Origin of the sequence: Kurthia sp. ISK08, from assembly GCF_046159805.1 — a bacterium.
Classification (GTDB): Bacteria; Bacillota; Bacilli; order Bacillales_A; family Planococcaceae; genus Kurthia; species Kurthia gibsonii.
In genome coordinates this window covers 146,596-160,473 of the sequence record NZ_JBJXHL010000003.1, presented here as the reverse complement: position 1 = coordinate 160,473, position 13,878 = coordinate 146,596, and the positions used below count along the sequence as shown (strand labels likewise).

Genomic DNA, 13,878 nt, shown 5'->3' with positions numbered 1-13,878 from the left:
AGGTACGAACACCTACTTCTCTCAATCATTTATTTACGCATCTTGGTTACTTGGGAATGAGAACGCTGTTGTCGCATGCTCATCCGCTGTTAGCCATTTTTCAGAAATGGTTTTTGTTTTCGTAAAGAAGCGCGCTTGATCTGGACCAAACATATGCCCTTCACCGAATTTCGAGCGTTTAAAGCCACCAAAGTTATGATAGCCAACAGGAATTGGAATCGGCACGTTGACACCGACCATACCTACATCAATCTCGTCTTCAAAGTGACGAGCTGCGCCGCCATTATTCGTGAAGATTGTTACACCATTTCCTAGTTCATGCGCATTAATTAAGTCGATTGCCTCTTGTAAAGTTGAGACGCGTGTCACGATTCGAACAGGACCGAAGACTTCTTGTTCGTATGCATGCATACCCGGCTGTACATGGTCAAGTAATGTTGGACCTACGAAGAACCCTTTTGATTCTTTTACAATATCCCAATCGCGTCCATCAACCACAACTTCTGCGCCTTCTGAAATGGCACGCTCGATTGATTCGATGACAACATCTTTTGATTGCTGTGTGATGACAGGACCGAAATCAACGCCTGCTTCTTGGTAATCACCGACTTTGAGTTGTGAGATTTTTTCTTTTAAAATTGCGACGAAGCGATTGGCAGTGTCTTCTCCGACTGGAATAGCACCTGAAATCGCCATACAACGCTGTGAAGCAGCACCATATGCAGCACCTAAGAACGCATTCGCTGTTTGTTCTAAATCCGCATCTGGCATGATGACCATAAAGTTTTTACCGCCACCGAATGCTGCCACACGTTTACCATGTTTTGTACCTGTCGCATAAATATACTCTGCGATTGGTGTTGAGCCAACGAATGAGATTGCCTGTACGTCTTTATTCTCAAGTAGTTCATCTACTGCTTCTTTACCACCATTAATTACCGTCCATACACCTTTTGGTAGACCAGCTTTTTCCCATAGTTCACATAGGAATAATGCCGACATTGGCACTTTTTCAGATGGCTTTAAAATGACCGCATTTCCTACCGCGACAGCCATACTTGTAATCGCAAGCGGCACCATAACTGGAAAGTTGAAGGGTGCAATCGTTCCAACAACACCGAGTGCATCTTTACGAGAGAAGGCATTAATATGTCCGCCCACATTAACAGAATACTCTCCTTTTAACATTTGCGGTGCAGCAATTGCCATATCTACTGACTCTAAACCACGCGTAATTTCACCCTTTGCATCTTCACGTGTTTTCCCGCTCTCCGTACAAATCAATTCTGTTAATTCCTGTTCATTTTCTACAAGTAATTGACGGAAACGATGGAGAATTTCAACACGCTTACCAACTGACGTATTACGCCATCCTTTGAACGCTGCTTTCGCTGTCGCAATAGCCTCACTTACTTCTTCACGTGTCGCCAGCGGTACACGTGCAATTTCTTCGCCTTTAGACGGATTGTAAACCGATGCATAATTCCCACTCTTTCCTGCAACTTTTTCACCGTTCACATAATGATGTAACTGCTGTACTTTTTGTTCTACTGTCATCTAAAACACCCCTTCATCTGCTAGTAATCTTTTACTTACACATAATTTACCATATAACAGATACAGGAAAATTGCACGATGCGTAATGATTCAAAAGCGAGAATTAGACAAAGTGTAAAGTGTTCAAAGAAAGTATGTAAATATATAACCTTCTAGCTCATAGAGAAGGTAACCAATCAGAACACCTAGGAAGACCGTACGCCCGATTTTCTCATGTTTTTGCTGTTGTTCAAATTGTAAAAAATCACGACCTAATAGCCATAAAACGGCTACCATCACAACAATCTTTGTAAAAATATGTGGATTATCCCACTGCATATCTTTTAAATTGAGGACAACCCACATCACAATAATGACATTTATTAAACCTTTTAGTTTCATCAGTATCTTACTCTTTTCATTTGTTTTTAGAAGTTCACTTCATTTAGATAGTGTAACATATCAAGGATGAATGCTTCCTATAGATATCTTGCCAATTAAAAAAAGACGACTGTATAATCATCGTCTTTTACATTGAGATAAAATGTTTTACTACTATCTAAAATTAACCTTCTAATTCTGTAGACCATATTTACGAATTGATGTCATTTCGCCGCTATTTTTGAATAGCTTGTTGTAGCGGTAGCTTACTACGTATTCGCGTTCTGTTGTAGAATCGATATTTTTCGCGAGTGAGTCTGTAAGTTCATAGTCTTTTCTCTCGATTTGAATGTATTGATGGTTATCTTTTTTAATGATGTTCTTGTCTGATAGTTCAATACGTTCTTCAGCAACAACGACTTCATTCATCATATAAACGCCCCAACCTATTACAGCTAATACAATGATACCGACAATCGTTAAAACCGTACGATTTGCTTTCATGTTGTTCACGCTCCTATGTGTTTTTTCGGAATACGAATAAGGCAGTTGGTGCCGACTGCGGCGGGATACTGCGTGTTGTGATTTTACAAAGTGCAATGACATACGCTCCGTCCGTTAGACATGCGCCGTATTTTTTCGTCTGTGCGCTATGACGAATCATACAAACGTCGCTAATACACGATGTCACCTCATCATAGATTCCTTCATATAGTCCATAAAAAGTCGATTTTTCAGAAATGAATAATACATATTGTCCATATAAACGATAGAGGCGAAAATAACTTTGAGCAGGTATTTTATGTAGCGAAATAGTGTCACCTGTTTCCCAGTCTATGACTTCTGTTGTGATTGGTAGATGCATAATAAAATCCTTCGTTTGTAGGTAAATATATGTTTTTTCCATCTGAAGTTGTTCTATTTTCCCCTCGATTGTATGTACCGTCACTCTAACACCCCCACTTTCTTCCATTTTAACATATAAAAAGGTAAATATATACATAAAAAAATCTTCCTAGTTTTATTAGGAAGTGAATTAGGTGTGATTTTCACAGACGGTTTGGTCCCTGTTCCGCACCGTCTATGACAAACCACAGATATTTAAGAGGTATACAGCGTGAATGGTGATTCTCTGAACACATTAATTCACGTATATTAATTAGACATTTACAAGCATTACTTGTTTTAAAATTTGCACTGCTTCATCAATTTCTTGTTGGCTTACATTTAGTGGTGGTAAGAGCCTTAGTGTATTCGCACCTGCTCCAACAACGAGTAAACCTTTTTCTTCGCATGCCGCAACAACTTCTGGAATCGGTTGTGTTAATTCAATTCCAAGTAGTAATCCCATACCACGTACTTCTACTTCTGGTAAGTGAATCGCGAGTTGTTCTTTAAAATAGTTAGAAGATGCTTTCACTTTTTCTAAGAATGAATCATTGAATGTTACATCTACAATGGTCTGTGCAATTGCCATCGCCATCGGATTTCCACCGAATGTCGAACCATGTGTCCCCACATTGAATGTATCGAATAATTCCGCTGTCCCAAGCATAGCGCCGATTGGGAACCCACCACCAAGTCCTTTTGCGAGTGTGACAATATGTGGTTTTAAAGCTGTCTGTTCAAAAGCATAGCGTGTTCCTGAACGCGCAATACCCGTCTGCACTTCATCGACTACGAGCAAGATCCCTTTTTCGTCGCAAATATGTTGAATCGCTTCGGCAAATTCAGGTGTGACAACGTGTACACCACCTTCTCCTTGTACGACTTCTAACATGATTGCGGCTGTTTCATCGTCTACTGCTGCTTCAAGTGCTACCACATCATTAAATGGTACATATTCAAATGTATCTAAAATCGGTCCAAAATCACTATGCACCTTTGCTTGTCCTGTTGCGCTCATCGCCGCAAATGTACGACCATGGAAAGATTGTTCAAATGTAATCATCTTATGTTTTTTCGTATGTTTACGTACCAATTTGATTGCAGCTTCATTCGCTTCTGTTCCTGAGTTACAGAAGAAAGCGTGAGCGAGGTGTGTATCTTTCACAAGATCATGCGCTAACTTTTCTTGTGCATGACTTGTATATAAATTCGATGTATGCCACAATTTTTCACTTTGCGCTTTCATCGCTTGAACTAATTCCTCAGGACAATGCCCTAACGTTAAGACGGCAATACCGCTTGTGAAATCTACGTAACGTTTTTGTTGGTCATCCCATACATACGTCCCTTTACCTTCCACAAGATGAACAGGTCTTCGATTATAGTTTTGAAATAAAGCACTCATTGTGTCACCTTCTCTTTTAAAATAGTCGTTCCTTGTAGCGTTGCACCGACAATTTTCACTGCTGGAATTCCTGCATCGACACAGGTCATCGCCGCTTCTACTTTTGGAATCATCCCACCATAGATTGCGCCATTCGTAATCCACCCTTGAATTTGCTGTGCAGTCGTCTGCTGAATCGATACATCTTCAATACGAATGCCATCTACATCTGTCACGAATAACAGTTCATCTGCTTGATTGGCAAGTGCTACATCACAAGCTACAGTATCTCCATTAATATTAAGAAGTTGCCCTGTATTTGTCGCGCCAATACATGCAACGACAGGTAGAATATTCAGTGCTTGTAACTGCTCTAATATCGCCATATTGACTGTATCAATCTCCCCTACATAGCCAAATACTTCTTTATTTAAATAATGGCACTGCAATAACTTCGCATCTTGACCATTTAAGCCCATCGCTTTGATACCTGCTTGATTGAGTTGACCAACTAGCATTGGATTCACTTCACCAATGAGTGTATTTGCTACGAGATGAATGGCTTGTTCATCTGTTACACGAATACCGTCAATTTTATGTGTGGCTATATTTGCCTGCGCAAGTGCCTCATTAATCGCTGGACCACCGCCATGAACGATAATAACATCATATGTTTGTTGCACTTCTTTTAAGTGGTGAAAGAATGTTTCATTCAAACCTTCTAACATACTTCCACCTAATTTGATAACCATTCTTTTTTTACGATCTGTATGTGGCATTGATTTGGACATAGTCATAGGTTAAGTCACATCCCCACGCTTTTCCTACACCATCTCCTTGATGTAAGTTCGCATAAATTTTCACTTCATGATTTTTTAAGTACGCTGTTAATTCTGTTTCAGAGAAAGGAATCGGTTCTCCCTTTTCAACAACCGTTGTATCACCAATTTTGATTAGAATATTTGTCGGATCAATTGTGCAGCCGCTATAGCCAATAGCACAAATGACACGTCCCCAGTTCGCATCACAACCGAATACGGCTGTTTTTACAAGTGGTGATCCAACAACTGTTTTCGCAATTTTACGTGCTTCTTCGTCCGTAATCGCGCCTTCAACCGTTACCTCGATTAGCTTCGTCGCACCTTCTCCATCCTGTGCAATCATTTTTGATAAATCTTCTGCTACTTTGACAAAAACATCTTCAAAAACCGACCATTGTGGATGTTCTGGTGTTAATGGGTTATTTTGAGCTAAACCGTTAGCTAATACAAGAACCGTATCATTCGTTGATGTGTCACCGTCGACTGTAATCGCATTAAAGGTTGTATCCGTTGTTTTCTTTAATAATGCTTGCAACTCTTTTTGTTCGATATTGGCATCTGTCGTAATAAAACCAAGCATTGTCGCCATATTCGGCTCAATCATACCTGAACCTTTTGCAACACCGGCAATAATAACTTCTTGTCCGTCAATCTCAACTGCATACGCTGTATTTTTCATCACCGTATCTGTTGTTAAAATCGATTGTGCAAAGTCAATCGCATTTTCAAGTGTATGTCCTGGCTGAATCATATCAATGCCTGTTACTACTTTGTCCATCTTCATAATTTCACCGATAACACCTGTTGAAGCTACACCTACAAGTTGCGGTGAAATCCCCAACTTCTCTGCTGTCAGTTGCTGCATCTGTAATGCATCTGCCATCCCCTGTGTACCTGTACATGCATTGGCATTACCTGAATTAATGATGATTGCTTGCATTTTTTCATTCGTATAGACTGTCTCTTTCGTTAATACAAGCGGTGCTGCTTTAATCGCATTCGTTGTGAATACACCTGCTACACTCGCTGGTACTTCACTTACAATCATGCCTAAATCTTTCTTCTTATGCTTTAGTCCACAATGAATACCTGCTGCACTAAATCCCTTTGGCGCAATAATACTTTCACTTGTTAACTTTTTTACTGATTCAACGATTTGTGCCATACTTTGCTCTCCTTTTAGATGAACAGCGGTACTTGTTTTAGTCCTGCCTGTTCTTCATATCCCATTATTTTGTTCATGTTTTGAATTGCTTGTCCTGCTGCGCCCTTCACTAAATTATCAATCACCGCAACAACGGTTAAGCGATTCGTTCGTGCATCTAAATTAATCGTAATATCGCAGTAATTCGTTCCACGTACTTGATTCGTACTTAACTTTTGTACACTTGGTACGATTCGAATGAATGGATCATCTGCATATACATCTTCATACGCCCTATATAACTGTTCTTCCGTTACCCCTGATTCAACTTGTAAATAGCTCGTCGTAATAATGCCTCGAATCATCGGAACAAGATGCGTTGAAAATGTAATCGGCTCAACTTTTCCTGTAAATAATTCAATCGCTTGCTCAATTTCTGGAATATGTTGATGCTGATTAATTTTATAAATGGTTGTAGCTTCGGTTGTTTCTGTAAAGTGCGTCATTTGCGATGGCTTATTTCCTGAACCAGATACACCACTTTTTGCATCAATAATAATATTGTGATGCTTTACTAATCCCTTTTGTAATAAAGGTAGAATAGAAAGTAATGTCGCTGTCGGATAACAACCCGGGTTCGCAATCACTTGCGCTTCTTTAATAGCTGCATCATTCCAACCACATAAACCATACACACTTCGATTGACTAAACCTTGTGGGGCAGCTTTTTTGCCATACCAATTTTCATAATTTTCAATATTCTTTAATCGTAAATCTCCTGATAAATCAATAAAAACTGTTTGCTCATTATAGATTTCCGGAATTAATTGACCCGATATGCCAGAAGGTGTTCCGAGAAAGACTACATCTAATTGTGCTATGGCTTCTTTCGTAATCGCTTCAAGCGGTTGGTCATATAATGTTGTTAAGTGCGGGTATTTTGCTGAGAATGATATTCCTTCTTCTGAAGAAGTAAATAATTGAATCTCTTGGACTGCTGGATGGCTGCTTAGTAGCCGAACCAGTTCTAACCCTCCATAACCTGTTGCACCAATGATGCCCACTTTCATCGAATCACCTCTTTCATATGATATTCATATTATATAAATGTATATTTATAATGTCAAATGTATTTTTATTTATTTTGAAAATTTTAGAAAATTCCGTTTTAAACAAGCGATTTATTTTTATAAAAGAGATTCTCACGCAATTCATATCTTATGTTCTTTTATATATCACATCCTCCTTATTCTTATACTTCTTTTATTTATGTATAAAAAAAACATTGAGCGATTTAAAATATACATTTTCATGTATCTTTATTCGCTCAATGTTTCTATTTATGATTTTGGTTGTTCGTCTTGCTCCTCTTTCCATTCCATCACTTCATATTGTTCGTGATCATCATGAAATTTATTAAAGCGTTTTTTAAACAGATTCCATAAATGCGATACAATTACTTTTAAGACTGCATATCCTGGAATACCGAGTACAACTCCTGCTACACCATATAATGAACCAGCTGTTAACAGAACGAAAATGATTGTAATCGGATGCACATGTAATGATTTACCCATTACTTGTGGTGAGATGAACTTCCCTTCAATTAACTGCACTATCGTCCAAACTACTGCTAATTTTAATAGCATGACAGGTGCGGTTACAATTGCAATAATTGCTGCTGGCGTAATCGCAATGATTGGCCCTAGATAAGGTACAACAGATGTAATCATAGCTAAAAAACCAAGTGGTACAGCATAATCAAGTCCGATAATCAAAAAACCAATTGTGACCATCGTACCTATACAGAAGGACACGATAATTTGTCCTTGAATGTAGCTACTAATTTGGTGATCCGCATTTTTTAATACATGCTCTGTACCGCCACGTAAAGATGGTGGTAATAATTTCATAAAAGCACGTGGTAATTTTTCACCGTCTTTTAATAAGTAGAATAAAATGAATGGAACCGTTACAAGCGCTAATACAATGCCTGTTAATGTTGTTAGAAAACCTGTGATACTTGTCGCAAGTCCTTTACCTAACTGACCAGCCCCATCTTTTACATAATCACTAATTTCTTTTGTTGTATTATTAATCGCTTGGTCAAGTCGCAAGTCATACTTATCAAGTATCGCTGCAACTTTCGAACTTTCAACAAATTTTTGAATGGTATCTAAGAACTGAACAAAATATTGCGGGAATTCTGTAATTAGATTCATAAATTGCTCGCGTAAAAATGGTACAACAAGCGTCACAAGCAATGTAATCAACCCTGCGAGTGCAACATAAATGATGAGAATTGCCCATACGCGATGAATACGCCACTTCATTAATAATTTTAAGACTGGTCGTAATAAATAGAAGGCAATCACTGCTAATACAACAGGTAGCAGTACTGTATGGACGAATACGATGATTGGTTCAAAAATGAATGAGACCTTTGTGTAAAGATACAAAGCAATTCCCATTAAAATTAATGTGACTAATCCAAAAAGCAAATTTTTACCGCCTAAAAACTGAATAAACCGTGTGTTAAAAAAATCTCTTTTATTCGGTTCCATAGCACACCTCCAACTCTTTCTATTTCTCTATTGTTCTCAGTATACACCTTTTATTGGTTAAAGCGTAAGAATTTATCCAGTGCTTGGATATTTTGTTCTAAATTAATTTGGATGACTGATCCTGAACCGGGTACATTCGCAAATGTATAACTATTTTCAACAGGAATCGTTAATTTCTCGATTTTTACATCGCCGCCTTTTACAGCACCTAATAGCATCTTCAACTGATCACCCTTCGTTAAATCTGACTGGATAGATCCTTGCACAACACCAAGTAATTTTGGATAATTTTTCACATTTTCAACTTGAAGAACTTCTTTTTTCAATGCTTCAATTGCTTGTTGTTGACGTTCAACACGTCCAAAGTCGCCTTGTGCATCATAACGGAAACGTGCGAATCCAAGTAGTTCTTTACCATTTAGACGTTGTGTTCCTTTTTTCAATTTGACACCAATATTTTTTGACATGTCATGTGGTACAGTTACTTCTACCCCATTCGGAGCAGCAACATCTACTACTTTTTCAAAGTTTTTAAAATCGACCACCGCTACGTGATTAATTTCTACATCAAACATTTGTTTCAATGTCGCTTTCAATAAATCAGCTCCATCTAAATAATAAGCTGTATTTAATTTATAACTTTTATAACCTGGAATATCCGCATAAATATCGCGCATGAATGAAACTAATTTGACGTCATTTGTTGCTTTATTCCATGAAGCTAACATCATTGTATCCGAACGTGATTGTTTTTCACCACGCGAATCAACACCGACTAATAGAATATTCTCAATATCCTTATTACTTTGTGAGTCACCATTAAATTCCAACGTTGCTTTTTCAGGAGCTTCTTCTCCAACAGCTAATTGTTCTCCAGATTTATATTGTAGGTAAAAATAAACGCCACCGATGATTGCGAGTAAAAATAATGCTGTAAAAAAGATTCTTCCTTTACGTAACTTACCTTTTTTTCTTCTTTTTCGTGTTTGTGCCATATCGTTTAAATTCTCCTTTCGTCTCATCGTTTTCTTCTTTATAATAGTAACATGCTCTCTACAGTTTTTTGAGTAGTTATTATATTAAAAAAATATTTTACATCTTTCTTTTAGGAGGTCTTTTATGTCCAATCAATCATTACAAAAAGCAACATTCGCCGGTGGCTGTTTCTGGTGTATGGTTAAACCATTCATCGAATGGGATGGAATCGAATCTGTTATATCTGGTTATATGGGTGGAACTATTGAAAATCCAACATATGAACAAGTTAAAACAGGTGAAACAGGTCATACAGAAGTGGTTGAAATCATTTATGACCCTACACAATTCCGCTATGAACAACTTTTGGAATTGTTTTGGCAACAAATTGATCCAACTGACGACGAAGGTCAATTCCAAGACCGCGGTTCAAATTATCGTGCAATGATTTTTTATCATAATGAAGAACAGCGTGTACTTGCTGAACAATCAAAAGAAGTATTGGCTAAGTCTGGTAAATTTAAAAAGCCGATTGTTACACCAATTGTACCAGCTGAGACATTTTACATCGCAGAGGATTATCACCAAGACTTTTATAAAAAGAATCCAAAAGAATATAAAGAAGACCGTGCGCAATCTGGGCGCGATGAATTCATTTCATCACATTGGGATGAAGATACGTCTATGTGACGTTATTGTATAAAAAAGGTTCTCATTTTATTTCATTGTTTTTTTGGTAGAAAGAAGTGACTTTATGGATTTATTTCTTGTTATATTACCTGTACTACTCGTATTTTTGACAGGTTTTATTGGTCAACGTATTCTCCATTTTAATATTAAAAACATCTCCACTTTAACACTTTACGTCATGTCACCCGTATTAGCGTTCCGAACATTTTATATGACACCGATTAATATCGATTACATGTATATTTTTTCGTTTGCGATTTTATTGTGTGTTCTACTGTTCATCGTAACATTCCTTGTTACGCGCCTCTTACATAGTGACCGTTCAGAAACATCTGCTGTCATGCTTGGTGCTGTCTTCATGAATAGTGGTAACTACGGAGCGCCTGTTGCATTATTTGCATTTGGTGACGAAGGCTTTCATATTGCTGTCATTATTATGGTTATTCACTCCCTCTTTATGAATACACTTGGTATCTTTATTGCTTCTGTGGGTAGTGACGACTCCCCAAGCTTAAGCGCATCCTTTAAAAAAGCGTTGAAAATGCCCGTTTTATGGGGTGCTGTCATCGGTTTAGTTTTACAACTAATTCATGTACCAGTACATCAATCTGTCATGAATGCTGTTGACTTAATCGCAGATGCTTCCATTCCTGTGGTCATGCTTATTTTAGGGATGCAGTTAGCTGTGATTTCAAGAAAACGTGTCAATTATGTAGCAATGGGTGCAACAACGATCATTCGTATTATCGCTTCACCACTTATTGCAGCAGCTATTCTTTATTTTATGCCTTTACCTCCACTTGTAAAATCGGTTTTAATTTTACAAGCTACGATGCCAGCTGCCGCAAATACGACAATGCTTGCACTACAATTTAATACAAAGCCTGATCTCGTTTCGTTCACAACATTAGTGACAACATTACTGAGTATCATCAGTATTCCGATTGTGTTATTTTTCTTAGGAGTTTAAAACTTTTTACCCTCACGCTTCGTCTAATAGATACGTGAGGTTTTTTTATTAAAAAACCGTTTATTTCTGATTTTTTAGGGAATACGTAGCTTAATATCCAACCTATACATAACGTTTCATCCTTGTAGGTGGAAAAGAGGAGGTCTTCATCATGTCTTATTCATTCAAAAAAACAGGTACATTCATCACAATTACTGCTGTCGCATTTAGTATTTTGACGTTAACACCTACCTTTTCTCAAGCCAAAAGCACCTATAAAACGGCTTCCGTTGAACAATTCAGAGAAGTTCAACCGAATAAAACCGTTCATATTTTCAGTAAACCTTCTGCTAATTCAAAAAAATATGTGAAACTACCGAAGAATAGTGGTGTCGTTGTTACAGGACAAACGAAGAACGGATTCTCAAAAATTCGTTATCAATTTCAATATGCCTATGTAAAAACATCTGCGTTGAAAAAAGTTTCTGCTAAAACAGGCACACATTACGCGCGAGATATTTCTAAAAAATATCGCTACGACGTACCAATGAATGCAGGTTCGATTTATGCGCGTACATTTACCGCTTCTTTCTTAAAAACGTACAAACCGAGTCCAGCAGTTACAAACTTCTGGTTCTATAAATCTTCACCAACACAATTCGGTATTACAGAATACGATACAAGCAAAGGACTTTATACAGGTGATATAGAAGATGGATATTTATCCCTTTCTATCAAATACCCAATTAAAAAGAATTTAATCTGGTCTGGCGAACTTGGTCAAAAAACAAAAATTACGCAAACAAAAGCAACTGTTAAAACAAAAGCTGGCACATTTAAAAATGTCATTGTGACACAAAATGGTAAAATGACGTACTACTACGCACCGAATAAAGGACTAATCCAAACAAAAGACCGAGGTAAAACGTTTATCCAACTAACAAAATAAAAGCAAAGCAAGGAAGCCCTTTAAGGCTTCCTTGTTTTTTTACAACACGTGGATTTGTCCCTTTCAATGGCGATGATTCCCTTTCGCGCGTGGGTTTGTCCCTTTCAATGGCGATGATTCCCTTTCGCGCGTGGGTTTGTCCCTTTCAACGCAATATGATTCCCTTTCAGCCAAGTAAAATGTAGAAATTCGTGCTTTCCCCTTCTTTTATGAAACCACTCAGTGCTATAATGAGGTTCGATGTTTTAGAAAGGCGTTGACGATATGAATTTTAAAAAATTACCGAAAAAACTAACGCAATATGCTCAAATTCATTTAATTACACATACAGACTTGGACGGAATCGGTCCTTCAATTGTATTAGATGCTTTTGGTATTCCGCATATTCCTTATTATGTAGAGACGCGTAAAATTGATGAAGCTGTGATTGAAAAAATTGCTGAGCTGCAAGATCAAGAATTATTAATCATTACAGATTTATCTGTGAACGAAGAAACAGCTGAAGCGATTTCTGCTGTCAATAAAGAACCGAATGGTCGTCATATTATTTTAATTGACCACCATGCATCTGCACTTTATTTAAATGATTATGACTGGGCAGAAGTTATTCCAGAAAAAAATGGCATTAAAATGAGTGCGACTACTTTAATGTTCAAAAATTTATTCGATGCTGGTTTTGAAGTGACACCTCTTCAACGAATCGAACAAGAAGATGGTGAAGAATCGATCGCCATCCCTGAATATACACAAAAAGAAAAAGACACGATGTTAACACGTGTTACGCATTTTGTTGAAAATGTTCGTCTATATGATACATGGGATTGGCACGCCCTTTCGATTCAGGAAGCTGCCGATTTGAATACGATTTTCTACGCACGTCGTCGCCACGAATTCGCAAAAGATCGTATGAATTATATTTTAAATGGGTCATTATTTACAGAGGCTGACCAACAGTATCTTGATTTTTCAAAAGATGAATTACGTAAAATTTTAAAGAAAAAATCAAAACAAATGATTATCGTTGAAAATTACACATTAAAAGGACATGATGAACCGATTAATATTGGTGTTGTTGAAACAGATTCATTCTTTAGCGAACTTGGCAATCATTTAGCTGAGAAGTTTGAAGAAGAAATCGACTGTGTCTTCATTATCTCTTTAGTAAAAGATAAAGTCTCACTACGTTCAATTGGGCAAAAACTTGATTTATCAAAAATTGCGAAAGAATATAATGGTGGTGGTCATCCAAATGCATCTGGATGTGACTTATCTGCACTTGGTATGGACTTCATCTCGGCTATTTTCGAGGCACAAAAAAAAGCATAACTTGAACATATTGGACATAATTCGCGAATAAGCGAGTTATGTCTTTATTTTTTTATTAAATACTTTTTTGATGTGTATTTTTACCCTCATTAACACATAACATTTGATTTCATTCATTTTTCAGTTTAAACTATGCATAAGTTGCAATCAAAAAATTATCATTTTCCAAGCCTTAAATTTCCATAGAATAAAAAAAATAAAAAATTTAAGAGAAAAGACTAGATTAATTTATCTACTTCGTGTAAAAATATAGTTAGAAATCGAAACCAAA

14 protein-coding genes are annotated in these 13,878 nt (G+C 37.2%); 4 read left to right on the top strand and 10 right to left on the bottom strand.

What is annotated here, in order from left to right; all coding sequences use genetic code 11:
• Window positions 1-33: 33 nt before the first annotated feature.
• The 10 genes from ACKVQX_RS07395 to ACKVQX_RS07350 all read right to left on the bottom strand — a co-directional run bounded on the left by ACKVQX_RS07395 (window position 34) and on the right by ACKVQX_RS07350 (window position 9,713).
• Window positions 34-1,557: a CoA-acylating methylmalonate-semialdehyde dehydrogenase gene (locus ACKVQX_RS07395; RefSeq protein WP_121177902.1), complete on the bottom strand. Its 1,524-nt coding sequence runs from the start codon at window positions 1,555-1,557 to the stop codon at window positions 34-36.
• A 123-nt stretch (window positions 1,558-1,680) separates the two neighbouring features.
• Window positions 1,681-1,938 (bottom strand): hypothetical protein, encoded by a 258-nt coding sequence (locus ACKVQX_RS07390; RefSeq protein WP_068453789.1) that lies wholly within the window; start codon window positions 1,936-1,938, stop codon window positions 1,681-1,683.
• Window positions 1,939-2,109: 171 nt separating this feature from the next.
• Window positions 2,110-2,421, bottom strand: a complete 312-nt coding sequence (locus tag ACKVQX_RS07385; RefSeq protein ID WP_068453792.1) for a hypothetical protein — start codon at window positions 2,419-2,421, stop codon at window positions 2,110-2,112.
• Between the two features lie 13 nt (window positions 2,422-2,434).
• The gene (locus ACKVQX_RS07380) at window positions 2,435-2,866 is read right to left on the bottom strand and encodes a hypothetical protein (RefSeq protein WP_409136156.1); all 432 of its coding nucleotides are present in this window, start codon (window positions 2,864-2,866) and stop codon (window positions 2,435-2,437) included.
• A 210-nt stretch (window positions 2,867-3,076) separates the two neighbouring features.
• Window positions 3,077-4,210 carry an acetylornithine transaminase gene (locus ACKVQX_RS07375; protein WP_409136155.1) on the bottom strand — a complete coding sequence of 378 codons (1,134 nt, stop codon included), beginning with the start codon at window positions 4,208-4,210 and terminating at the stop codon, window positions 3,077-3,079.
• Entirely contained in the window at window positions 4,207-4,986 is a 780-nt protein-coding gene (gene argB / locus ACKVQX_RS07370) for an acetylglutamate kinase (protein WP_343175550.1), read from the bottom strand. Before argB ends, ACKVQX_RS07375 begins: the two co-directional genes overlap by 4 nt.
• Window positions 4,949-6,175 (bottom strand): bifunctional ornithine acetyltransferase/N-acetylglutamate synthase, encoded by a 1,227-nt coding sequence (gene argJ, locus ACKVQX_RS07365; protein WP_068453799.1) that lies wholly within the window; start codon window positions 6,173-6,175, stop codon window positions 4,949-4,951. The genes argB and argJ overlap by 38 nt, the downstream gene beginning before the upstream one ends.
• Before the next feature lie 14 nt (window positions 6,176-6,189).
• Entirely contained in the window at window positions 6,190-7,224 is a 1,035-nt protein-coding gene (gene argC, locus ACKVQX_RS07360; RefSeq protein ID WP_336663323.1) for an N-acetyl-gamma-glutamyl-phosphate reductase, read from the bottom strand.
• Window positions 7,225-7,494: 270 nt separating this feature from the next.
• The gene (locus tag ACKVQX_RS07355; RefSeq protein WP_068453806.1) at window positions 7,495-8,718 is read right to left on the bottom strand and encodes an AI-2E family transporter; all 1,224 of its coding nucleotides are present in this window, start codon (window positions 8,716-8,718) and stop codon (window positions 7,495-7,497) included.
• A 50-nt stretch (window positions 8,719-8,768) separates the two neighbouring features.
• Entirely contained in the window at window positions 8,769-9,713 is a 945-nt protein-coding gene (locus ACKVQX_RS07350; RefSeq protein WP_368634053.1) for an LCP family protein, read from the bottom strand.
• A 124-nt stretch (window positions 9,714-9,837) separates the two neighbouring features.
• Here ACKVQX_RS07350 and msrA point away from each other — a divergent pair, with 124 nt between their 5' ends.
• The 4 genes from msrA to ACKVQX_RS07330 all read left to right on the top strand — a co-directional run bounded on the left by msrA (window position 9,838) and on the right by ACKVQX_RS07330 (window position 13,607).
• A complete protein-coding gene (msrA, locus tag ACKVQX_RS07345; RefSeq protein ID WP_285216270.1) occupies window positions 9,838-10,383 on the top strand; it encodes a peptide-methionine (S)-S-oxide reductase MsrA in 546 nt (181 codons plus the stop codon).
• 64 nt (window positions 10,384-10,447) lie between these two features.
• A complete protein-coding gene (locus ACKVQX_RS07340; protein ID WP_325943187.1) occupies window positions 10,448-11,353 on the top strand; it encodes an AEC family transporter in 906 nt (301 codons plus the stop codon).
• 151 nt (window positions 11,354-11,504) lie between these two features.
• Complete coding sequence (locus ACKVQX_RS07335) at window positions 11,505-12,281, top strand: hypothetical protein (protein ID WP_325921111.1); 777 nt, start codon at window positions 11,505-11,507, stop codon at window positions 12,279-12,281.
• 264 nt (window positions 12,282-12,545) lie between these two features.
• Entirely contained in the window at window positions 12,546-13,607 is a 1,062-nt protein-coding gene (locus ACKVQX_RS07330) for a DHH family phosphoesterase (RefSeq protein ID WP_068453818.1), read from the top strand.
• Window positions 13,608-13,878 lie beyond the last annotated feature (271 nt).

Coding starts and splice junctions, on each gene's coding strand:
- ACKVQX_RS07350 (WP_368634053.1), bottom strand. CDS start 9,713: ATGGCACAAACACGAAAAAGAAGAAAAAAAGGTAAGTTACGTAAAGGA.
- ACKVQX_RS07355 (WP_068453806.1), bottom strand. CDS start 8,718: ATGGAACCGAATAAAAGAGATTTTTTTAACACACGGTTTATTCAGTTT.
- ACKVQX_RS07335 (WP_325921111.1), top strand. CDS start 11,505: ATGTCTTATTCATTCAAAAAAACAGGTACATTCATCACAATTACTGCT.
- ACKVQX_RS07385 (WP_068453792.1), bottom strand. CDS start 2,421: ATGAAAGCAAATCGTACGGTTTTAACGATTGTCGGTATCATTGTATTA.
- ACKVQX_RS07330 (WP_068453818.1), top strand. CDS start 12,546: ATGAATTTTAAAAAATTACCGAAAAAACTAACGCAATATGCTCAAATT.
- ACKVQX_RS07395 (WP_121177902.1), bottom strand. CDS start 1,557: ATGACAGTAGAACAAAAAGTACAGCAGTTACATCATTATGTGAACGGT.
- argC (WP_336663323.1), bottom strand. CDS start 7,224: ATGAAAGTGGGCATCATTGGTGCAACAGGTTATGGAGGGTTAGAACTG.
- msrA (WP_285216270.1), top strand. CDS start 9,838: ATGTCCAATCAATCATTACAAAAAGCAACATTCGCCGGTGGCTGTTTC.
- ACKVQX_RS07375 (WP_409136155.1), bottom strand. CDS start 4,210: ATGAGTGCTTTATTTCAAAACTATAATCGAAGACCTGTTCATCTTGTG.
- ACKVQX_RS07390 (WP_068453789.1), bottom strand. CDS start 1,938: ATGAAACTAAAAGGTTTAATAAATGTCATTATTGTGATGTGGGTTGTC.
- argJ (WP_068453799.1), bottom strand. CDS start 6,175: ATGGCACAAATCGTTGAATCAGTAAAAAAGTTAACAAGTGAAAGTATT.
- argB (WP_343175550.1), bottom strand. CDS start 4,986: ATGACTATGTCCAAATCAATGCCACATACAGATCGTAAAAAAAGAATG.
- ACKVQX_RS07340 (WP_325943187.1), top strand. CDS start 10,448: ATGGATTTATTTCTTGTTATATTACCTGTACTACTCGTATTTTTGACA.